This window comes from Enterobacter sp. SA187, from assembly GCF_001888805.2.
GTDB lineage: Bacteria > Pseudomonadota > Gammaproteobacteria > Enterobacterales > Enterobacteriaceae > Enterobacter_D.
In genome coordinates this window covers 1903659-1925501 of the sequence record NZ_CP019113.1, presented here as the reverse complement: position 1 = coordinate 1925501, position 21843 = coordinate 1903659, and the positions used below count along the sequence as shown (strand labels likewise).

Genomic DNA, 21843 nt, shown 5'->3' with positions numbered 1-21843 from the left:
TCCTTATTTTTGTACGACAATATTTTCTTGCGAAGGATCGACATGCTGCATTTGCAGCTTCTCGGTGGCGATCCGCTCAACCCGGCTGTGATCGCCGAGCGCGTTCTCTTCAAGGATCAGGTTGCGCCATTCGATGTCCAGCGCATCGCGCTCCACCACCAGCTGTTCGCGCTGGGCGGTAAGTAAGCGCGTGTGGTGCGCGGTAGTGACCACCGTCACCGCTGTGGCAATGATGCAAATGAACAGACAGAGTGGCAGTTTCCCAAATCGCAAAAGATCGTCGCCGATCACGCCAGGCAAGGCATGGCGCTCGTTGCTTCCTAACGATTCTTTAACCTTGCTGAAGGTCTCTGTCACTCTGCTGATCATGCGTTAGTCCTCTCTGCGATGCGCAGAACTGAACTACGGGCGCGTGGGTTCTCTGCCACTTCTTCATCGCCCGGCATCAACTTGCCTAATGCCCGCAGATAACGGCCACCCAGCTTGCTGAGTTGTGCTTCCGTCATCGGTAATCCCGCCGGAACCTGCGGACCACGGCTGTTTTCACGCATAAAGCGCTTCACAATGCGGTCTTCAAGGGAGTGGAAACTGATGATGGAAAGCCGACCTCCCGGGGCCAGCACGTTGAGCGAGTTTTTTAGCGCCAGCTCAATTTCTTCCAGTTCACTGTTAACCCAGATGCGCACCGCCTGGAAGGTACGGGTCGCGGGGTGTTTGAACTTATCTTTAATCGGCGTGGCCGCAGCGACCACTTCCGCCAGTTCTTTGGTGCGGGTCATCGGATCGAGACGATTACGCTCGACAATGGCGCGCGCAATACGTTTTGCGAAACGCTCTTCGCCGAAGGTTTTCAGCACCCAGGCGATGTCAGCTTCGTCCGCGTTTTGCAGCCATTCGGCGGCAGACTGGCCGCGCGTTGGATCCATACGCATATCCAGCGGGCCATCGCGCATAAAGGAAAAGCCGCGCTCAGGATCGTCAAGTTGCGGAGAAGAAACGCCCAGATCGAGGAGAATGCCGTTGATTTTGCCGGTCAGCCCGCGCTCAGCAACGTAATCTGCCAGCGCCGAGAAAGGCCCGTGCACAATAGAAAAGCGGGGATCATCAATGGTATTAGCAATGGCAATGGCTTCTGGATCGCGATCGATAGCCAGTAAGCGACCTTCCACTCCCAACTGAGAGAGGATCAAACGTGAATGTCCACCGCGGCCAAAGGTGCCGTCAATGTAAATGCCGTCCGGCTGGATGTTAAGGCCGTTAACCGCTTCATCCAGCAGAACCGTAGTATGTTTAAAATTATCCATCATCGTTATAGAGACAAATCCTGCAATCGATCTGAAAGCTGTTCAGCACCAGATTGCTCAGCGTCGATATCTTCCCTGACCTGTTGATACCAGGTCGTTTCATCCCACAGTTCAAATTTATTAAACTGCCCGACCAGCATCACTTCTTTGTTTAGTCCGGCGTGCTGCCGTAAAACGGGCGGTATCAGTAAACGGCCCGCGCTGTCCATCTGACATTCACTGGCATGGCCCAGCAGTAAACGCTGCACGCGTCGCTCCAGCGGGTTCATGCTCGACAGACGCGATAATTTTTGCTCAATAATTTCCCATTCCGGGAGAGGATAAAGCAGCAGACAGGCGTGGTGGATGTCGATGGTGCAAACCAGTTGACCAGAAGCGTGCCCGACCAGATATTCCCGATGACGGGTAGGCACAGCGAGCCGGCCTTTACTGTCGAGATTAACTAATGTTGCTCCACGGAACATGCCAGTTTCACCTCACCATGACCCTTTTCACCACTTTATCCCACAAATCTCCACTGGAGGAGTTTACGGAGCGGAGGAAAAGCTTGTCAAGCCAGCACTGACGCTAAGCGATTTAAAAGCCAGCCAGCATCAGACAGCGATCGGCACCGGGGAAATTTTGCCCTACCTGCACTGCGAATTAACGTCATGAATATTTGTAAGAAAATAAACCGAATTTCTTCATGAGCGCTCCCTCACACTTCTTAGCAGTGCTGAAATATAAAGTGTCAGTTTGCGACGCGGGCGGCATTTTAAGCCATATTGCATTCAGATGACAGCGCCCGTTAAAGCTGCGCATGCCGCGGCTGCGCGGCCATAAGCGCAATTTATAAAAGCCGCCGGGAAAAGTGATGGTTAATTCGGCAAATCAGATGAGGATGTAACAAAACAATTCAAAATATACGAATGCTTACTTCTTATAATGATGAAAAACAGGCCACAGATAATTAATCGCCTTCGTTATTAACGCCCCTGGATTTTTTAAGGATTAATCTGATTCTTAAGCAGGCGTGATAATTTAAAACCAGCAGAAAAGAAAAAGGCAGCTATGGCTGCCTTTCGGGTGGAACTCAAATACGGTTAAGTATGCCGCGGCGGTACAGATTACGCCGGATACGGCTCAGGCCTGGCTTCGGTTTGCGCGGTTCATCGAGGCTTGCCAGGACGATCTCCAGCACGCGCTCCGCCACATCACGGTGACGCTGCGCGACGGCCAGCACCGGGCATTGCAGGAAGTCCAGCAGTTCGTGGTCGCCAAAGGTGGCAATAGCCAGATTCGATGGCAGCTTGCCATCGCGTCGCAGCGTGACGTCCATTACGCCCTGCAACAGCGCAAAAGAGGTGGTGAACAGCGCCTGCGGCATCGGGTGTGTTTCCAGCCACTTTTCGAATAGCTGCGCGGCGGCTTCCCGTTCATAACTGTTCGCGTAGAGATACTGCACTTCGCGCGGATCGTCTTTCCAGGCGGTGCGGAATCCCTGCTCGCGCAGGAAGCTTACCGACAGCTCCGGCAGCGCGCCTAAATACAGAACCGTTTCAGCGGGGAAGGTGCGCAATTCGGCGGCCAGCATTTCGGCGTCGTCCTGATCGGCACCGACCACGCTGGTGAAGTGCTCACGATCCAGCGCGCGATCGAGGGCGACGATGGGGAACGCGTCATTAGCCCAGCGCTGATAAAATGGATGCTCTGGCGGTAACGAGGTGGAGACGATAATGGCATCCACCTGTCGTTGCAGCAGATGTTCAATGCAGCGCATTTCGTTATCCGGCTGATCTTCCGAGCAGGCAATCAGTAACTGATAGCCGCGTTGCCGCGCCTGGCGCTCCAGATAGTTTGCAATCCGCGTATAACTGGTGTTCTCCAGATCGGGAATAACCAGTCCAATCGATCGCGTACGTCCTGCACGCAGCCCGGCCGCTACCGCATTCGGATGGTAGTTATGCTCACGGACCACGGCCATGACTTTTTCAACGGTTTTATCGCTGACACGATACTGCTTTGCTTTACCGTTGATGACATAGCTGGCTGTGGTACGTGAGACGCCGGCTAGCCGGGCGATTTCATCCAGTTTCACAATTGCCTCTCAAGAAAAAAAGATACTCCATAACCTTTTTGAGGATATAGGTTAAATTCCATAACATCTAAACGCAGAATAGTCACTGCGGCAACCGCTTTCGCGCATGCTTTCAATTGAATTCGCAAAAAAAAGCCCGACAGGGAGTGTCGGGCCGGGATTTAGGCTGGCGCTATCGTCTTAACGCATGATCTTATCGCCGCGCGACAGACCCACCACGCCGGAGCGTGCCACTTCGACAATTTTGGCGACATCGCGGATCGTCGCCAGAAAAGCGTCCAGCTTATCGCTGGTGCCGGCAAGCTGAACCGTGTAAATCGACGGCGTCACGTCGATGATCTGTCCACGGAAGATTTCGGCGTTGCGCTTCACTTCTTCACGCCCGTATCCGCTAGCCTGGATTTTCACCAGCATGATCTCACGCTCAACGTGCGCCCCCTGCCCCAGTTCATTGACGCGCAGCACGTCCACCAGCTTGTGCAGCTGCTTTTCGATCTGCTCAAGCACTTTCGCATCGCCCACCGTCTGAATGGTCATGCGCGAAAGCGTGGGATCGTCAGTGGGCGCTACGGTCAGGCTTTCAATGTTATAGCCGCGCTGGGAAAACAGACCGATCACGCGGGACAAGGCCCCGGACTCGTTTTCCAGTAACACAGATAATATCCGGCGCATAATCAGGTCCTCTCCGTTTTGCTTAACCACATCTCATCCATGCCGCCGCCGCGAATATGCATCGGATAAACGTGTTCACTGCCATCCACGCAGACATCGACAAACACCAGACGATTGTTGCGTACCTGCGCAAGGGCTTCTGCCAGCTGACTTTCCAGTTCGGCAGGATGGGTAATGCGCATGCCCACATGCCCGTAGGCTTCCGCCAGACGCACAAAATCAGGCAGGGAGTTCATATAGGACTGGGAGTGGCGGCCGGAATAGATCATGTCCTGCCACTGCTTCACCATACCCAGATAACCGTTATTCAGGTTGAGCACCAGCACCGGCAGCTCGTATTGCAACGCGGTGGAGAGTTCCTGAATGTTCATCTGGATGCTGCCGTCACCGGTTACGCAGATCACCGTTTCCTCCGGCAGCGCCATTTTTACGCCCAGCGCCGCGGGCAGGCCGAAGCCCATGGTGCCGAGGCCGCCGGAGTTGATCCAGCGACGCGGCTTATCAAAGGGATAATAGAGCGCGGCAAACATCTGATGCTGACCGACATCGGAAGTCACATAGGCGTCGCCCTGGGTTAAGCGCCAGATGGTTTCGATCACCGCCTGCGGCTTAATGCTTTCACTGCTGGTGTCATATTTCAGACACTGCCGGGCGCGCCACTGGTCGATCTTAAGCCACCAGTCGCGGATATCGTCCAGCGGCTGACTGGAGGTTTCCTGTCCCAGCAGTTCCAGCATCTGCTCCAGCACCTGACGCGCATCGCCGACAATAGGCACATCCGCCGCCACGGTTTTTGAAATGGACGTGGGATCGATGTCGATATGCAGCACGGAGGCATTCGGACAGTACTTCATCAGATTATTGGTGGTGCGATCGTCGAAACGCACGCCAACGGCGAAGATCACATCGGAATGGTGCATCGTCATGTTGGCTTCGTAAGTGCCGTGCATCCCGAGCATGCCGAGCGCCTGACGGTGCGTGGCCGGAAACGCCCCCAGCCCCATTAATGATGACGCCACCGGCAGATTGAGTTTTTCAATAAGCTCGCGCAGCTGTGCTTCGCAGCCCGCGTTCACCGCTCCACCGCCGACGTAAACCACCGGATTTTTCGCCGCGATCAGCGTTTGCAGCGCGCGTTTGATCTGGCCTTTATGACCCTGGGTGGTTGGATTATAAGAACGCATGCTGACCGACTCGGGCCATACATAAGGGAATTTGTTCGCCGGGTTCATAATGTCTTTCGGCAAATCGACCACCACCGGGCCGGGACGGCCGCTCGCCGCCAGCCAGAAGGCCTTTTTCAGCACGCCGGGAATGTCTTCTGTCTGTTTGACGAGGAAACTGTGTTTCACCACCGGGCGGGAGATGCCCACCATGTCGCACTCCTGGAAGGCATCGTAGCCAATCAGCGAGGTCGCCACCTGGCCGGAGAGCACTACCAGCGGAATAGAGTCCATATACGCGGTAGCGATACCGGTAATGGCGTTGGTGGCGCCCGGTCCTGAAGTCACCAGCACGACGCCGACTTCACCGGTCGCGCGTGCCAGCCCGTCTGCCATATGCACCGCCGCCTGCTCATGGCGCACCAGCACATGATCGATGCCCCCTACCGTATGTAAGGCGTCATATATATCAAGGACGGCGCCTCCGGGATAACCGAATACTTGCTTTACGCCCTGATCGATAAGCGATCGGACGACCATCTCGGCTCCAGACAACATCTCCATGGTTTGCCTCCAGGCGTTATTTTGTTATTTGAGGATCACCTTAACCGCTCAAAATCAGGCAGGCAATTGGCAAAGGTTTAGCCCGACAGTCATCAGGAAGAAGAAATAAGAGGTCGGCGAAGCTCAGAAAGAAGAATACACCATGATAAGTAAAGACGATGACCAATCGTCACGGTAAAAGGGAATGAGACAGGTAATCATGCATTTTTAACGTCGCGCGAAGGCTGACGTTAAAAATGCATTAGTAGAAAATATTGCATTATAAATGATTAACAGAATAAATAAGACGCTGCGCGTCTGTTAAGATTTAACGACGGCAGACGGAAACCAGCAACTCCTCCATCCATTGATGGCCCTTATCGCGCCCTGCCGCTTCGTGCCAGGAAAGGAAACAGGTGCGGCTATTCAATTTCAGCGGTAACGGCAGAATTTGTAATTCTAATTTCTCGGCATATTCATCCGCTAACCAGCGCGGCGCAATAGCGACCAGATGCGTTTGCGATACGACATTCAGAACGCTAATTAATGCCATGCCCTGATAAGCGATACAGCGCTGTTTTTCCGGCGTGTCATACCATGCCTGGCTAAAAGAGGCATAACGATCCAGCGCCACCACCGCGTGCTCTTCATTATAAACATCGCTTTCCCGTAATGGACCCGTCAGGCGCGGATGTTTTTTACTGGCCACCAGCACCATTTCATCTTTAAACAGAGGAATACAGGAAAACTCCGGACGACGAAATTCTTCATAACCAATCACAAACTCAATCTCCTGATAACGCAGTTGATGTTCAGTATTGTGATTGAGGGAAGATTTAAAGACTAAATGAATATTGGGGGCCATTTCTTCGACGCGATTATAAATCACCGACGTCAGATAATTATCCAGCGGACTACAGACGCATAAATTAAATACCCGTGCGCTGTTAATCGGCTCGAAACCCGCTCCCGGCAGTTCATTCTGAATAAGCTGCAACGCCTGGCGAACAGATCCGTACAGCTGGAAAGCACGCGCAGTGGGCTGGATGCCGCGGCCATAGCGGACAAACAGCTCATCATCGAACATCACTTTCAGACGGGCGACCGCGTTGCTGACGGCGGGTTGCGACATCTGTAAATGCATCGCGGCGCGGGTGATGTTTTGCTCCTGCATCACCACATCAAATACCGTCAGTAAATTAAGGTCGACCATTCGCAGCTTGGGTTTCGTCGCTTCGGATGGATTAATATTGGTAATGTTTTCTTCTGGCATATTGAACTCCACTGTCACGCCAACCTCCCTTTACTTATGCAGTAATAATTTCGTGAAATATTATTTACCATGCATATGAAACAAGCAAAAGAAGATTTTTACAAAATAGGAATATATAAAGATCTCTTGATGAGTAAAGCGATTAAATTTGGTAATCAATGCGGCGGATTAGTGATCAACACATTCACCGTATAACTTGACGCAAATAAAAACATAAACACCATGAATATACATAATCACTTTTATTTAATCGCCATTTCAGTTTCTCTTAACTCAAAACAATAAAGCACCAGAGAATTAACATGATAAGTACAATACTTAACAATATATTCCTGAGACAAAACCAGTATCTGAAACAAGTAATGGAAAATCATAGCGATACAGACAGGAAAATCGTCATTGCGGCTTGCGAACAAAAATAAGCAGTCATGTGTATTTGTCACAAAATGCAAGCGCGTCATTTTTTGAAAAAGGATGTCACTGCCTTTGCTGTCAGATACAGCACAATTACCTCATCACGCCATACGGCTGACGCGCTTAAAAAAGTGCATTTCCGGGATCGGGGGTTGACATCAGATTACGTATCCAGTACCACTAGAAGCATATTGTATTCATCTGGAGCATGACACATGATTCGCCACGTTCGTTTCGCCGGTCTACTACTACTAAACGCATCTTCCTTGCGCGGTGGACTGGTGGGCGACACGCAGAATTAAGTCATCTCCCGGTAGAATAACGAACCCGCGCTATTGCGCGGGTTTTTTTATGCTCGTAGCAAAGCGCCCTCAGACAGAAAAGGACCTAAACCATGAGCCAGCAACAAGTCATTATTTTCGATACGACCTTACGTGACGGTGAACAGGCATTACAGGCAAGCCTGAGCGTGAAAGAAAAACTGCAAATCGCGCTGGCGCTGGAACGTATGGGTGTTGACGTCATGGAAGTCGGGTTCCCTGTCTCCTCCCCTGGCGATTTTGAATCCGTGCAGACCATCGCCCGTCAGGTTAAAAACAGCCGCGTCTGTGCTTTAGCGCGCTGTGTGGAGAAAGATATTGATGTGGCGGCGGAGTCGCTGAAAGTCGCGGAAGCCTTCCGTATTCACACCTTTATTGCCACCTCCCCGATGCACATCGCCACCAAACTGCGCAGTACGCTGGATGAAGTGATTGAGCGCGCGGTCTACATGGTCAAACGCGCCCGTAACTATACCGACGATGTGGAGTTCTCCTGTGAAGACGCAGGCCGCACGCCGATTGAAGACCTGGCGCGCGTGGTCGAAGCGGCGATCAACGCCGGGGCCAGAACCATTAATATTCCTGATACCGTCGGCTACACCATGCCGTTCGAATTCGCCAGTATCATTAGCGGCCTGTATGAGCGCGTGCCGAACATTGATAAAGCCATTATATCTGTGCATACCCATGACGATCTGGGGCTGGCCGTCGGCAACGCCATGGCCGCCGTTAACGCCGGCGCGCGTCAGGTCGAAGGTGCGATGAACGGTATCGGCGAGCGTGCCGGTAACTGCTCGCTGGAAGAAGTGATCATGGCGATCAAAGTACGCCAGGACATCATGAAGGTGCACACCCGTATCAACCATCAGGAAATCTGGCGCACCAGCCAGATGGTCAGCCAGATCTGCAACATGCCGATCCCGGCCAACAAAGCGATTGTCGGCACCGGCGCTTTCGCCCACTCCTCCGGTATTCACCAGGACGGCGTACTGAAAAACCGCTCCAACTACGAAATCATGACCCCGGAATCCATCGGTCTGAACCAGGTGCAGCTGAACCTGACCTCCCGCTCTGGCCGCGCCGCTGTGAAACACCGCATGGACGAGATGGGTTATAAAGAAAGCGACTACAACCTGGACAACCTGTACGACGCCTTCCTGAAGCTGGCGGATAAAAAAGGCCAGGTCTTTGATTACGATCTGGAAGCCTTAGCCTTCATTAATAAGCAGCAGGAAGAGCCGGAGCATTTCCGTCTGGATTACTTCAGCGTGCAGTCAGGCTCTAACGACATCGCCACCGCCTCCGTGAAGCTGGCATGCGGTGATGACGTGAAAGCCGAAGCCGCCAACGGCAACGGCCCGGTCGACGCCGTATACCAGGCGATCAACCGCATCACCGACTACAACATTGAGCTGGTGAAATACCAGTTAACCGCCAAAGGCCACGGCAAAGACGCGCTGGGCCAGGTGGACATCGTGGCGAACTATAACGGGCGTCGCTTCCATGGCGTGGGTCTGGCCACCGATATCGTGGAATCCTCCGCCAAAGCCATGGTGCACGTGCTGAACAATATCTGGCGTGCTAACGAAGTCGAAAAAGAACTGCAACGCAAAGCTATTAAAGAAAACAATCAGGAAACCGTGTAATGTCTAAAAATTATCATATTGCAGTTTTGCCGGGCGACGGCATTGGCCCGGAAGTGATGGCGCAAGCCCTGAAAGTACTGGACGCGATCCGTAACCGTTTTGACATGCGTATTTCCACCAGCCACTACGATGTGGGTGGTATCGCCATTGACCGCCACGGCAACCCGCTGCCGCAGGCCACCGTTGAAGGCTGCGAACAGGCCGATGCGGTGCTGTTCGGCTCCGTCGGCGGCCCGAAATGGGAAAAGCTGCCGCCCGATCAGCAGCCCGAGCGCGGCGCGCTGCTGCCGCTGCGTAAACACTTTAAGCTGTTCAGCAACCTGCGTCCGGCGAAGCTGTACCAGGGGCTGGAAGCCTTTTGCCCGCTGCGTGCCGATATCGCCGCGAACGGCTTCGACATTCTGTGCGTGCGGGAACTGACCGGCGGTATCTACTTTGGTCAGCCGAAGGGCCGCGAAGGCAGCGGTCAGCACGAAAAAGCGTTCGACACCGAGGTGTATCACCGTTTTGAGATCGAACGCATCGCGCGTATCGCCTTTGAATCGGCGCGTAAACGCCGCCACAAAGTGACCTCCATCGATAAAGCGAACGTATTACAGTCGTCGATCCTGTGGCGCGAAATCGTGAACGAAATCGCGCAGGAATACCCGGACGTTGAGCTGGCGCATATGTATATCGACAACGCCACTATGCAGCTGATTAAAGATCCGTCGCAGTTTGACGTGCTGCTGTGCTCCAACCTGTTCGGCGACATCCTGTCTGACGAATGCGCGATGATCACCGGTTCCATGGGTATGCTGCCGTCCGCCAGCCTGAACGAGCAGGGCTTTGGTCTGTACGAACCCGCCGGCGGCTCCGCGCCGGATATCGCCGGGAAAAATATCGCCAACCCGATCGCGCAGATCCTGTCGCTGGCGCTGCTGCTGCGCTACAGCCTGGACGCGAACGAGGCCGCCACGGCCATTGAAGTCGCCATTAACCGCGCGCTGGAAGAAGGCGTGCGTACCGGTGACCTGGCCCACGGCGGCGCGGCCGTCAGTACTGATGAAATGGGCGACATTATTGCCCGTTATGTTTCCGAAGGGGTGTGATCATGGCTAAGAGCTTGTATGAAAAATTGTTTGATGCGCACGTCGTCTATGAAGCGCCAGACGAAACCCCGTTGCTGTATATCGACCGCCATCTGGTGCACGAAGTGACCTCGCCGCAGGCGTTTGATGGCCTGCGCGCCCACAAGCGCCCGGTACGTCAGCCGGGTAAAACCTTCGCCACCATGGATCACAACGTCTCGACGCAGACCAAAGACATCAACGCCTCCGGCGAAATGGCGCGCATCCAGATGCAGGAGCTGATCAAGAACTGTAACGAATTCGGCGTCGAACTTTACGATCTGAACCACCCGTATCAGGGGATCGTGCACGTGATGGGGCCGGAACAGGGCATCACCCTGCCGGGCATGACCATCGTCTGCGGCGACTCCCACACCGCCACCCACGGCGCATTTGGCGCGCTGGCGTTCGGCATCGGCACGTCGGAAGTGGAACACGTGCTGGCGACGCAGACCCTGAAACAGGGCCGCGCGAAAACCATGAAGATTGAAGTCACCGGCCAGGCAGCGCCGGGGATCACCGCGAAAGACATCGTGCTGGCGATCATCGGCAAAACCGGCAGCGCCGGCGGTACCGGCTATGTGGTGGAGTTTTGCGGCGACGCGATCCGCGCCCTGAGCATGGAAGGCCGCATGACGCTGTGCAACATGGCGATTGAGATGGGCGCGAAAGCGGGCCTGGTCGCGCCGGATGAAACCACCTTCAACTATGTGAAAGGCCGTCTGCACGCGCCGAAAGACCACGATTTTGACGAGGCGGTGGCGTACTGGTCCACCCTCAAAAGCGACGAAGATGCAGAGTTTGACAGCGTGGTGACGCTGCGCGCCGAAGAGATCGCCCCGCAGGTGACCTGGGGCACCAACCCCGGCCAGGTGATCTCGGTGAACGATATTATTCCCGATCCGGCTTCTTTTGCCGATCCGGTCGAACGCGCCTCCGCGGAAAAAGCGCTGGCCTACATGGGCCTGAAACCGGGCGTGCCGCTGACCGAGGTGGCTATCGATAAAGTATTTATCGGCTCCTGCACCAACTCGCGTATTGAAGATCTGCGCGCGGCGGCTGACATCGCCCGCGGGCGCAAAGTCGCGCCGGGCGTACAGGCGCTGGTGGTGCCGGGTTCCGGGCCGGTGAAAGCTCAGGCGGAAGCGGAAGGGCTGGACAAGATTTTCATCGAAGCCGGTTTTGAATGGCGTCTGCCGGGCTGCTCCATGTGTCTGGCAATGAACAATGACCGCCTGAACCCCGGCGAGCGTTGCGCCTCCACCAGCAACCGTAACTTTGAAGGACGTCAGGGCCGCGGCGGACGCACGCACCTGCTGAGCCCGGCCATGGCAGCGGCTGCCGCCGTCACCGGTCACTTCGCTGATATTCGCAACCTGAAATAAGGACACCATCATGGCAGAGAAATTTATTCAACATACCGGCCTGGTGGTTCCGCTGGATGCCGCCAACGTCGATACCGACGCGATCATCCCGAAGCAGTTTTTGCAGAAAGTGACCCGTACCGGTTTTGGCGCGCATCTGTTTAATGACTGGCGTTTCCTGGACGACAAAGGCCAGCAGCCGGATCCGGACTTCGTGCTTAATTTCCCGATCTACAAAGGCGCGTCCATTTTGCTGGCGCGGGAAAACTTTGGCTGCGGTTCATCCCGCGAGCACGCCCCCTGGGCGCTGACCGATTACGGTTTCAAAGTGGTGATCGCTCCGAGCTTCGCCGACATTTTCTACGGCAACAGCTTCAACAACCAGTTGCTGCCGGTGAAGCTGAGCGACGCCGAAGTGGATGAACTGTTTGAACTGGTGAAGTCCAATCCGGGGATCCGCTTTGAAGTGGATCTGGAAGCGCAGGAGGTGAAGGCCGGGGATAAAACCTACCGCTTTAACATCGACGCCTTCCGCCGCCACTGTATGCTGAACGGGCTGGACAGTATCGGCCTGACCTTGCAGCACGACGACGCCATCGCGTCTTACGAAGCAAAACAACCGGCGTTTATGCGCTAAGCCCGTTGCCGGATGGCGCTTCGCTTATCCGGCCTACAATGTCACTCGTAGGCCGGGTAAGGCGTAGCCACCATCCGGCACATACCACCACATCTTGTAGGCCGGATAAAGCGCAGCCGCCATCCGGCACATACCACCAGACCTTGTAGGCCGGGTAAGGCGCAGCCGCCATCCGGCACATACCACCACATCTTGTAGGCCGGGTAAGGCGCAGCCGCCACCCGGCACATACCACGCATCTACACGTCCTTCACCCGGCTGGTGATGCCAAGCGTGACCAGCGAAATCCCGGCAATCACCCAGTACACCACCCCGTGACCGTAACTTTGCGCCAGCGCGCCCTGGATCACCCCGGCTAAAATCACGCCGGTGGAGATACTGTTGGTGAACAGCGTGGTCGCCGATCCTGCCCGGCCCGGCATCAGATCCTGGAACCACAGCATGCCGATCCCGGCGACAATGCCAATAAAAATGGCGTTAAACAGTTGCAGGATGAGCAGCGCCACATGGCTGTGGAAGAAAATCAGGCCGATATAAAACAGCACGCCCGCCGCCACCGCGAGAGTCATCATGCGGCGTTTGCCGAAGCGCTTAACGTAGAAGCCTGCGAGGATCATCGCCGGGATTTCCAGCCCTGCCGCCGTACCCATCAGGATCCCCGCCAGCTTATCCGGCAGCCCCAGATCGGCACTGATCCACAGCGGCATATCGATGATGTACATGGTGTTGCAGGTCCACATCAGCGTGGAGGCGATAAACAGCAGACGCACGTTTTTGTCGCCCCAGCCGCTGACGCGGGTGACCGGCACATCGGCCGCCTGCTCCACCCTCGCCACCGACGGCAGGATCAGCGCAATCAGCGCCAGGCTGATGGCGAAGATCCCGGCGGCGATGCAGAACATGGCGGTGAAGCCGTAATTCAGCGCGATCATAAAGGCCAGCGGCGGGCCGATCACCCACGCCAGCGACAGCTGCGCACGCATCACCGAGCTGAACATCACCACTTCACGCGCCGAGTTATCGGCATATTCCCGCGCAAGGGCAAACAGCTGCGGCATGGCGGTATTGGCGATAGAGGCCAGCAGCACGCCGCAGGTAATGAGCGTCAGATAGTGGCGGTTGAAGGCAAACAAAAGCGCATTGCCGATGGCCATGGCGCAACAGAGCATGATCAGTTTGCGGCGATCGCCCCGGCTGTCGGATCGTTTCGCCAGCCACAGGCTCACCAGGATCCCGGCGATGGCGTTGACGGTATAAAACAGGCCCACCCAGAAGGGTTGCGCGCCCACCTCACGGCTGAGAAACAGACTGAGCGTCGGCGCCTGCAATGCGCCGGCGATCCCCATCATAAAGGCAACGATCATAAACGCGGCATAGACCCCGTTCAGACGTCTGCCCATCGTCATAAGCCACAGCATAATTCGTCCTTTTGCGCGCGCAAACAATGAAAAAAGCCAGCAGATGATACCTGCTGGCGTGGCGATAAGCACCAATACTCAGTCACACATGGTGGAAGCGAATGCTGTAGCAGCCCTCCCCGCTTCCATCGACGTTCAGTATTGGCTTAATATAGGGATTAATAAATTGATGAGTTTTCGTCAGGAGTTCCCCTTTTATGTCGTCGGGCCGTCTGCAACAACAATTCATCCGCCTGTGGCAGTGTTGCGACGGCGCTTCCAGGGAAACCACGCTGAGCGAACTGGCGGAACTGCTGAGCTGTTCGCGCCGCCATATGCGTACCCTGCTCAACACCATGCAGGCGCGCGGCTGGCTGACATGGGAAGCGGAAGCCGGACGGGGTAAGCGCTCACGTCTCACCTTCCTTTATACCGGGCTGGCGTTGCAACAGCAGCGGGCAGAAGATCTGCTGGAGCAGGATCGTATCGATCAGCTGGTGCAGCTGGTGGGCGACAAAACCGCCGTGCGCCAGATGCTGGTGTCGCATCTGGGGCGCAGTTTTCGCCAGGGCCGCCATATTTTGCGTGTGCTCTATTACCGCCCGCTGCGCAACCTGCTGCCCGGCACGGCGTTAAGACGCTCTGAAACCCATATCGCCCGCCAGATCTTCAGCGCCCTGACGCGGGTAAATGAGGAAAACGGGGAACTGGAAGCGGATATCGCCCATCACTGGCAACAGCTTTCGCCGCTGCACTGGCGATTTTATCTGCGGCCCGGCATTCATTTTCACCACGGCCGCGAACTGGAGATGCGCGACGTCATCACCTCCCTTGAGCGTATCAACGCCTTTCCGCTCTATTCGCACATCACGCAGATCGTCTCTCCCACGCCCTGGACGCTGGACATTCACCTCTCTGAGCCGGACAGCTGGTTGCCCTGGCTGCTGGGCCATGTGCAGTCGATGATCCTGCCCTATGAATGGGAGTCGATGAGCAACTTCGCCAGCCTGCCGGTCGGCACCGGCCCCTATGCCGTCACCCGTAACAACAGCAGCCAGCTGAAGATCCAGGCTTTTGACGACTACTTTGGCTTTCGCGCGCTGATTGATGAGGTGAACGTCTGGGTGCTGCCGGAAGTGAACGACGATCCCAGCGGCGGCCTGACGCTGGAAGGCCCCGGCGAGGGCGAAAAAGCCATTGAGAGCCGTCTTGAAGAGGGCTGCTACTACCTGCTGTTCGATGCCCGTACGCCAAAGGGCAACAATGCGGCGGTGCGGGACTGGATCAGCCATGTGCTCTCCCCTGCTAGCCTGCTGTATCACGGCGACGAGCACTATCAGCGCTTCTGGTTTCCGGCATATGGCCTGCTGCCGCGCTGGCATCACGCGCGACCCGGCGGTAGCGAGATCGAAAAACCCGCCGGTCTGGAATCCCTCACCCTTACCTACTACCGGGAACATCAGGAGCACAAAGTCATCGCCCGCTCAATGATCGCCCTGCTGGCACAGCACCATGTGCGGCTGGAGATCCAGGAGGTGGAGTACGAGGAGTGGCACAGCGGCGAGGTGACAAGCGATATCTGGCTGAACAGCGCCAACTTCACGCTGCCGCTCGATTTTTCGCTGTTCACGCATTTATACGAAGTGCCGCTACTCCAGCGGTGCATTCCCCGCGACTGGCAGCAGGATGCCGCGCACTGGCGCGCAGGCGAAATGAATCTGGCGAACTGGTGCCAGCAGCTGATGGCGAACCGCGCGATAGTGCCGCTGATCCATCACTGGCTGACCATCAACGGTCAGCGCAGTATGCGCGGCCTGCGCATGAATACGCTGGGGTGGTTTGACTTTAAATCGGCGTGGTTTGCGCCGCCGGAGCCATAAAGGAAAAGTCGGTGGGCCCTGTGCCCACCGAACGACCAGCTTACTTAGTCATCTGCTCGGCTGATTTCAGATGCTGCTCAACGACCGGCGTATGTGCGTCAGCCAGCGCCTTCACATCCGGATCTTTGATCATCTTCGCATCGCTTTGCAGTTTCGTCAGCACCATCTTGTGGTCTTTAGTACCGGCGTTTTCCATATACATTTTGTCAAAGTCATCACCGCTCGCTTTTTCCAGCTTCGCTGCCATAGCCTTATGCTCAGCGTCCGGCTCCGTCGGCAGCGTTACACCTTTTTGCTGGGCGACCGTCTGGACTTTGGTCAGAGCTGCACCATGATCGTCGACCATCTTCTGCGCGAAGGCTTTCACGTCGCTGCTTTGCGCTTTGCTCAGCGCAATCTTGGCGGCGGCGATTTCATTGATATTGGCCTGCGCCATATCCTTCACCGCTTTTTCGTCCCCGGAACTGAGCTTAGCGCCCGATGCGGTCTGGCTGGTGGCGTCACTCGTTGCAGTGCTGGATTGTGTCTGGGCTTGCACGCCGAGCGTGGTGAACATCGCAGCCACTGCCGATACGGCCAGCAGTCCTTTCAAGGTTTTGCTCTTTTGCATGTGATTCTCCAGATGGTCATCGGTAAGGTAAATATGAGGTAATTATCTGCACGCAGTATCCTGCGTAAATAACAACGGCACTATTCAGTATAGTTGAACGCTCAGAGACAGCAGTTTTAGTTAGAGATCTTACAAAGGGCAGCAGGAAATGGCGGGCGTGAAGGTATGGGAAGGATGCAGCGTGCCCGGCGGCGCAGGCTTGCCGGGCCTACAGGTGGCACCCGGCAAGATGTTGCGGCTGGCTACGCTTCTGTCCCTTTCACCCAGCGCGGCGCTTTCATTATGTCGGTGAAATACCATACCAGTTCACACAGCAGCCCGGTCAGGGTTTTCTCCATATCCGACGGCAGCGACTGGCTGTTCAACAGGCGTGTTAAGGTCAGGCAGTATTCACACAGCAGATCAGATTCCGGTTCGAAACACGGCGGTTCCGCAGGCGGGGTATCCACCGTGAGTTGCGGGATCAGATGCGGTGGAATAACGTCATTCAGTGTGGGTTGTAGCAGCATCAGGCAGGCGTTCAGACGCCCGCACATCGCGAGGCGCAGCGCCGGATCGTCGCTTTCGATCAGCGCTTCAGCAAAATGCTCGCAGTGATCCGCCAGCACGGTGAAATCCGTGTCTGCGGTAAAGGGAACGGTAAGTAACAGGTGAGTCTGGTTGAGGGTCGTAGCCATAAGGGCAGCCTCCGGTATGTGAATGTATATTCCACCACCGAAGAGACCAATCTTACGGGTGGCGGACTGAACGGAGTTGGTCTTACCGGCCATACCGACACCGGCGCGCCTTGCGGCGCCCCCGTCCAGCCCACCATTGAGATGTAGCCAAACGCACGACATAAGAAAGACGCTTACGCGTCATATGTCGCAGGTATGATATGCAGGAGACCAATCCCGGCACCTGATTTTGCAGGTGCGGGAAGATGCTACTGTCAGACGCGATCAACGGCAAGCGGATTTGGCAGTACGGTTTGCGGCGCGCCTCGCAAAGACGTTTAAAACCTGCTCTTAACTATAGGTGGCAATTCCAGGAGCATGTGGTTCGATGTTAAATCAGTACAGCGGGAGTAATATGCACCAGCGTATAGCGTTTGCTATACGTTAAGAGTAAAATTTGTATATCACTTGCTATACAACGGAGCCAACATGAAATCAGATGTCCAGCTCAATATCAGGGCTAAAGAAGCGCAGAGAGCACTTATCGATACTGCCGCCAGTATTCTTCATAAATCACGGACTGATTTTATACTTGAGACAGCCTGTCAGGCCGCTGAAAACGTCATCCTTGATCGTCGAATGTACAATCTCAATGATGAGCAGTATGCCGAATTTATCACTATGCTGGACGCCCCGGTTACCGCTAATCCGGCGCTGGATACACTGCTGGCGAGAAAACCGCAGTGGGAAAAGTAACAGCTCCGCAACCGCTTAACTCTTCACATATTCTTTCTGAGTTTCATTGTGGGGAAGCAGTACTGGATGAATGGATCAGGCACCGGGGATTAAAAAATCACTCCACCGGTGCGGCCAGAACATTTGTGGTATGCAGGGGAAAGACGTCACAGGTGGTTGGATTTTACTCCCTGGCTACCGGCAGCGTGACTCACGCCATTGCACCCGGCAGTTTACGACGAAACATGCCTGAGCCTATTCCTGTCATTATCCTGGCACGTCTTGCAGTCGATGCGAGTTACCACGGCAAAGGTCTGGGCGCGGATTTACTTCATGATGCCGTTTTACGCATTTATCGTGTGGCTGAGAATATAGGTGTGCGCGCAATTATGGTTCATGCCCTCTCTGACGCGGCGAAAAACTTCTACCTGCATCATGGCTTTGTAGTTTCGAATACGCAGGAAAATACACTTTTCCTACGCTTACCCGAAATCCTGTAGGCCAGCACAAGCCCCTGCGCCAGATTTGCTCAGCTCCGCAACAGTAAATCATCAGCAACGTACAGCGTGTTTCTGCGCGGGCCTCGCCCCCAACCATCCCTCATTGCTGCCCGGCAACAAAATCATTACACTAGCGCCGTGCTCAACGGGGTGCTGCGCGGAACGCGTGTGCTGAGAAAATACCCGTCGAACCTGATCCGGATAACGCCGGCGAAGGGATTTGAGGCTACCGCTCAAGTCCTTTGCCACTCTCTTTTATTGAGGTGCAAAGTGTTAAAAAAATGTCTGCCGTTCCTGCTGCTGATTGCCGCGCCCGCCTTTGCCAAACCCGTTCTTACCGTTTACACCTACGACTCCTTTGCCGCTGACTGGGGCCCTGGCCCGAAAGTCAAAAAGGCCTTTGAAGCGGACTGCAACTGCGAGCTGAAGCTGGTGGCGCTGGAAGATGGCGTCTCGCTGCTCAACCGTCTGCGCATGGAAGGCAAAAACAGCAAAGCCGACGTGGTGCTGGGGCTGGATAACAACCTGCTGGAAGCGGCCACGCAAACTAAACTGTTTGCGAAAAGCGGCATCCCGAATGATGCAGTGAACGTGCCGGGCGGCTGGAAAAACGACACCTTCGTACCGTTCGATTACGGCTATTTCGCCTTTGTCTATGACAAAAACAAACTGAAAAACCCGCCGAAAAGCCTGAAAGAACTGGTGGAAAGCGACCAGAAATGGCGTGTGATCTACCAGGATCCGCGCACCAGCACGCCAGGCCTCGGCCTGCTGCTGTGGATGCAAAAAGTCTATGGCGATAAGACGCCGGACGCCTGGCAAAAACTCGCCGCGAAAACCGTCACCGTCACCAAAGGCTGGAGCGAGGCTTACGGCCTGTTCCTGAAAGGTGAAAGCGACCTGGTGCTGAGCTACACCACCTCCCCGGCGTATCACGCCATTGAAGAGAAGAAAGACAACTACGCCGCCGCGGGCTTCAGCGAAGGTCACTATTTGCAGGTGGAAGTTGCCGCCCGCACCGCCGCCAGCAAGCAGCCGGAACTGGCGAAGAAGTTCCTGAAATTTATGGTGACCCCGGCGTTCCAGAACACTATCGCCACCGGCAACTGGATGTATCCGGTGACCAGCGTGGCGCTGCCCGCGGGCTTTGACCAGCTGGTGAAACCGGCCACCACGCTGGAATACTCCCCGCAGGATGTCGCCGCGAAGCGTGCCGACTGGATCAGTGCATGGCAACGCGCCGTCAGCCGTTAATTCCCGGCTGGCTGCTGCCCGGTGCCGCCGCGGCCACACTGATGGTGGCGGTGGCGCTGGCGGCCTTTTTTGCGCTGTGGCTGAATGCGCCGGTAACGGACGTCGCCGCGCTGTGGCAGGACAGTTACCTGTGGCACGTGGTGCGCTTCTCGTTCTGGCAGGCGTTTTTATCCGCCCTGCTGTCGGTGGCTCCGGCGATTTCCCTGGCCCGCGCGCTGTATCGCCGTCGCTTTCCGGGGCGGCAAATGCTGTTGCGCCTGTGCGCCATGACGCTGATTTTGCCGGTGCTGGTGGCGGTGTTCGGCATTCTCAGCGTCTATGGCCGTCAGGGCTGGCTGGCGCAGATTTTCGGATCGCACTGGACGTTTTCGCCTTATGGCCTGCAGGGGATCCTGCTGGCCCACGTCTTCTTTAACCTGCCGATGGCGACCCGCCTGCTGTTACAGGCGCTGGAGCAGATCCCCGGCGAGCAGCGCCAGCTTGCCGCCCAGCTCGGGATGCGCGGCTGGGCGTTTTTCCGCTTTGTGGAATGGCCCTGGCTGCGGCGGCAAATCCCGCCGGTGGCCGCGCTGATCTTTATGCTCTGCTTCGCCAGCTTTGCCACCGTGCTGTCGCTGGGCGGTGGACCACAGGCCACCACCATTGAGCTGGCGATTTATCAGGCGCTGAGTTACGACTTTGAACCAGGCCGCGCGGCGTTGCTGGCGCTGGTGCAGATGATCTGCTGTCTCGGGCTGGTGCTGTTAAGCCAGCGGCTGAGCAAAGCCATTGCCGTCGGCACAAATCACCTCACCGGCTGGCGCGATCCGCAGGACAGTCTGTTGCGCCGCCTCGCCGATGGCACGCTGATTGTGCTGGCCCTGTTGCTGTTGCTGCCGCCGCTGATTGCCGTGATGGTCGAAGGCCTGAATCGCAGCCTGCTGGACGTGCTGGCGCAGCCGGTGCTGTGGCAGGCGACCTGGACCTCGCTGCGCATCGCACTGTGCGCCGGGGTGCTGTGTGTGATCCTGACCATGATGCTGCTGTGGAGCAGCCGCGAACTGCGCGCCCGCCAGCAACCCTTCGCCGGGCAGGCGCTGGAGCTGTCCGGCATGTTGATCCTCGCAATGCCCGGCATCGTGCTGGCGACCGGCTTCTTTTTACTGCTTAACAACGCCACCGGCCTGCCGGACTCTGCCGACGGCATTGTGATTTTTACTAACGCGCTGATGGCCATCCCCTACGCGCTGAAAGTGCTGGAAAACCCGATGCGCGATGTCGCCGCCCGTTATACGCTGCTGTGCCAGTCTCTCGGCATGGCAGGGCTGCAACGGCTGCGCGTGGTGGAGCTGCGCGCGCTGAAACGTCCGCTGGCGCAGGCGCTGGCGTTTGCCTGTGTGCTGTCGATCGGCGATTTTGGCGTCGTGGCGCTGTTCGGCAATGACGATTTCCGCACGCTGCCGTTTTACCTTTATCAGCAAATAGGCTCTTATCGCAGCCAGGACGGGGCCGTAACGGCGCTGCTGCTGCTGGCGCTGTGCTTTATCCTGTTCACCGTGATTGAAAAACTTCCGGGTCGCCATGCTAAAACTGACTGATACCACCTGGCTTTACCATCACCTGCCCATGCGCTTTACGCTGAATATCGAGCGGGGTGAACAGGTGGCGATCCTCGGGCCGAGCGGCGCGGGGAAAAGCACGCTGCTGAATCTGATCGCCGGGTTTTTACAGCCGGACAGCGGCTCGATCATGCTGGAAAACGAGGATCACACGCGTACGCCACCGTCGAGCCGCCCGGTGTCGATGCTGTTCCAGGAAAACAATTTGTTCACCCATCTGACGGTGCGGCAGAACATTGGTCTGGGGCTGCATCCCGGCTTAAAACTTAACGACACCCAGCGCGCCACTCTCGCGGTCATTGCCGCGCAGATGGGGCTGGGATCGCTGCTCGATCGTCTGCCAGATCAGCTCTCCGGCGGGCAACGTCAGCGCGTGGCGCTGGCGCGCTGTCTGGTACGCGAACAGCCGGTATTGCTGCTTGATGAGCCGTTTTCCGCCCTGGATCCGGCGCTGCGTCAGGAGATGCTGGCGCTGGTTAACGAGGTGTGTCAGCGCCAGAACCTGACGCTGCTGATGGTGTCGCACAGTGTGGAAGATGCGCTGCGCATCGCCCCGCGCTCGCTGGTGATCGCCGACGGGCGCATTGCCTGGGACGGCAGCACCCAGGCGCTGGTGAGCGGGCAGTCGCCCGCCTCGGCATTACTGGGGATCGCCGCACCGTAACTCTGCCATGAGCCACGACGCAACATT

General features: G+C 56.2%; 21 protein-coding genes and 1 riboswitch. Of the genes, 11 read left to right on the top strand and 10 right to left on the bottom strand.

Annotated elements, in window-relative coordinates; translation table 11 throughout:
• Positions 1-3 precede the first annotated feature (3 nt).
• From ftsL to leuO, 7 genes are all read right to left on the bottom strand, one after another.
• On the bottom strand, positions 4-369 hold the full coding sequence (gene ftsL, locus BMF08_RS09190; RefSeq protein WP_072570590.1) for a cell division protein FtsL: 366 nt from the start codon (positions 367-369) through the stop codon (positions 4-6).
• Positions 366-1307 (bottom strand): 16S rRNA (cytosine(1402)-N(4))-methyltransferase RsmH, encoded by a 942-nt coding sequence (gene rsmH / locus BMF08_RS09185; protein WP_072570588.1) that lies wholly within the window; start codon positions 1305-1307, stop codon positions 366-368. Before rsmH ends, ftsL begins: the two co-directional genes overlap by 4 nt.
• 2 nt (positions 1308-1309) lie before the next feature.
• Positions 1310-1768 (bottom strand): division/cell wall cluster transcriptional repressor MraZ, encoded by a 459-nt coding sequence (mraZ, locus tag BMF08_RS09180; RefSeq protein ID WP_072570586.1) that lies wholly within the window; start codon positions 1766-1768, stop codon positions 1310-1312.
• Between the two features lie 608 nt (positions 1769-2376).
• A complete protein-coding gene (cra, locus tag BMF08_RS09175; protein ID WP_072570584.1) occupies positions 2377-3381 on the bottom strand; it encodes a catabolite repressor/activator in 1005 nt (334 codons plus the stop codon).
• Positions 3382-3561: 180 nt separating this feature from the next.
• The gene (ilvN, locus tag BMF08_RS09170; protein WP_072570582.1) at positions 3562-4053 is read right to left on the bottom strand and encodes an acetolactate synthase small subunit; all 492 of its coding nucleotides are present in this window, start codon (positions 4051-4053) and stop codon (positions 3562-3564) included.
• Positions 4054-4055: 2 nt separating this feature from the next.
• A complete protein-coding gene (ilvI, locus tag BMF08_RS09165; protein ID WP_072570581.1) occupies positions 4056-5780 on the bottom strand; it encodes an acetolactate synthase 3 large subunit in 1725 nt (574 codons plus the stop codon).
• Positions 5781-6087: 307 nt separating this feature from the next.
• Positions 6088-7032 (bottom strand): transcriptional regulator LeuO, encoded by a 945-nt coding sequence (leuO, locus tag BMF08_RS09160; RefSeq protein ID WP_072570580.1) that lies wholly within the window; start codon positions 7030-7032, stop codon positions 6088-6090.
• Positions 7033-7661: 629 nt separating this feature from the next.
• On the opposite strand from leuO, the gene leuL reads away from it, so the two are divergent.
• From leuL to leuD, 5 genes are all read left to right on the top strand, one after another.
• Positions 7662-7748, top strand: a complete 87-nt coding sequence (gene leuL / locus BMF08_RS21465) for a leu operon leader peptide (protein WP_099458810.1) — start codon at positions 7662-7664, stop codon at positions 7746-7748.
• Between the two features lie 92 nt (positions 7749-7840).
• Entirely contained in the window at positions 7841-9412 is a 1572-nt protein-coding gene (gene leuA, locus BMF08_RS09150) for a 2-isopropylmalate synthase (RefSeq protein WP_072570578.1), read from the top strand.
• Positions 9412-10503 carry a 3-isopropylmalate dehydrogenase gene (gene leuB, locus BMF08_RS09145; RefSeq protein WP_072570576.1) on the top strand — a complete coding sequence of 364 codons (1092 nt, stop codon included), beginning with the start codon at positions 9412-9414 and terminating at the stop codon, positions 10501-10503. The genes leuA and leuB overlap by 1 nt, the downstream gene beginning before the upstream one ends.
• A gap of 2 nt (positions 10504-10505) precedes the next feature.
• Positions 10506-11906, top strand: coding sequence for a 3-isopropylmalate dehydratase large subunit (leuC, locus tag BMF08_RS09140; protein WP_072570575.1), 1401 nt, complete (start codon positions 10506-10508; stop codon positions 11904-11906).
• A gap of 10 nt (positions 11907-11916) precedes the next feature.
• Positions 11917-12522: a 3-isopropylmalate dehydratase small subunit gene (gene leuD, locus BMF08_RS09135; RefSeq protein ID WP_072570573.1), complete on the top strand. Its 606-nt coding sequence runs from the start codon at positions 11917-11919 to the stop codon at positions 12520-12522.
• A 239-nt stretch (positions 12523-12761) separates the two neighbouring features.
• On the opposite strand, the gene BMF08_RS09130 is transcribed toward leuD, so the two are convergent.
• The gene (locus tag BMF08_RS09130; protein ID WP_072570571.1) at positions 12762-13940 is read right to left on the bottom strand and encodes a sugar efflux transporter; all 1179 of its coding nucleotides are present in this window, start codon (positions 13938-13940) and stop codon (positions 12762-12764) included.
• Positions 13941-14137: 197 nt separating this feature from the next.
• Between BMF08_RS09130 and sgrR the strand changes: the two genes are divergently transcribed.
• On the top strand, positions 14138-15799 hold the full coding sequence (sgrR, locus tag BMF08_RS09125) for an HTH-type transcriptional regulator SgrR (RefSeq protein ID WP_072570569.1): 1662 nt from the start codon (positions 14138-14140) through the stop codon (positions 15797-15799).
• A 40-nt stretch (positions 15800-15839) separates the two neighbouring features.
• Here sgrR and BMF08_RS09120 read toward each other — a convergent pair whose 3' ends face one another.
• Both BMF08_RS09120 and BMF08_RS09115 read right to left on the bottom strand, forming a co-directional pair.
• Positions 15840-16409, bottom strand: a complete 570-nt coding sequence (locus BMF08_RS09120) for a DUF4142 domain-containing protein (RefSeq protein WP_072570567.1) — start codon at positions 16407-16409, stop codon at positions 15840-15842.
• A gap of 242 nt (positions 16410-16651) precedes the next feature.
• Positions 16652-17086: a hypothetical protein gene (locus tag BMF08_RS09115; protein WP_072570566.1), complete on the bottom strand. Its 435-nt coding sequence runs from the start codon at positions 17084-17086 to the stop codon at positions 16652-16654.
• Positions 17087-17533: 447 nt separating this feature from the next.
• Between BMF08_RS09115 and BMF08_RS09110 the strand changes: the two genes are divergently transcribed.
• From BMF08_RS09110 to thiQ, 5 genes are all read left to right on the top strand, one after another.
• Positions 17534-17821, top strand: a complete 288-nt coding sequence (locus BMF08_RS09110; protein WP_199775952.1) for a type II toxin-antitoxin system TacA family antitoxin — start codon at positions 17534-17536, stop codon at positions 17819-17821.
• On the top strand, positions 17809-18300 hold the full coding sequence (locus BMF08_RS09105) for a GNAT family N-acetyltransferase (protein ID WP_072570563.1): 492 nt from the start codon (positions 17809-17811) through the stop codon (positions 18298-18300). The genes BMF08_RS09110 and BMF08_RS09105 overlap by 13 nt, the downstream gene beginning before the upstream one ends.
• A gap of 136 nt (positions 18301-18436) precedes the next feature.
• Positions 18437-18537, top strand: a riboswitch (TPP riboswitch).
• A gap of 33 nt (positions 18538-18570) precedes the next feature.
• A complete protein-coding gene (gene thiB / locus BMF08_RS09100; RefSeq protein ID WP_072570561.1) occupies positions 18571-19554 on the top strand; it encodes a thiamine ABC transporter substrate binding subunit in 984 nt (327 codons plus the stop codon).
• Entirely contained in the window at positions 19530-21131 is a 1602-nt protein-coding gene (thiP, locus tag BMF08_RS09095) for a thiamine/thiamine pyrophosphate ABC transporter permease ThiP (protein ID WP_072570560.1), read from the top strand. The genes thiB and thiP overlap by 25 nt, the downstream gene beginning before the upstream one ends.
• Positions 21115-21816 (top strand): thiamine ABC transporter ATP-binding protein ThiQ, encoded by a 702-nt coding sequence (gene thiQ, locus BMF08_RS09090; RefSeq protein WP_072570558.1) that lies wholly within the window; start codon positions 21115-21117, stop codon positions 21814-21816. Before thiP ends, thiQ begins: the two co-directional genes overlap by 17 nt.
• Positions 21817-21843: the final 27 nt, after the last annotated feature.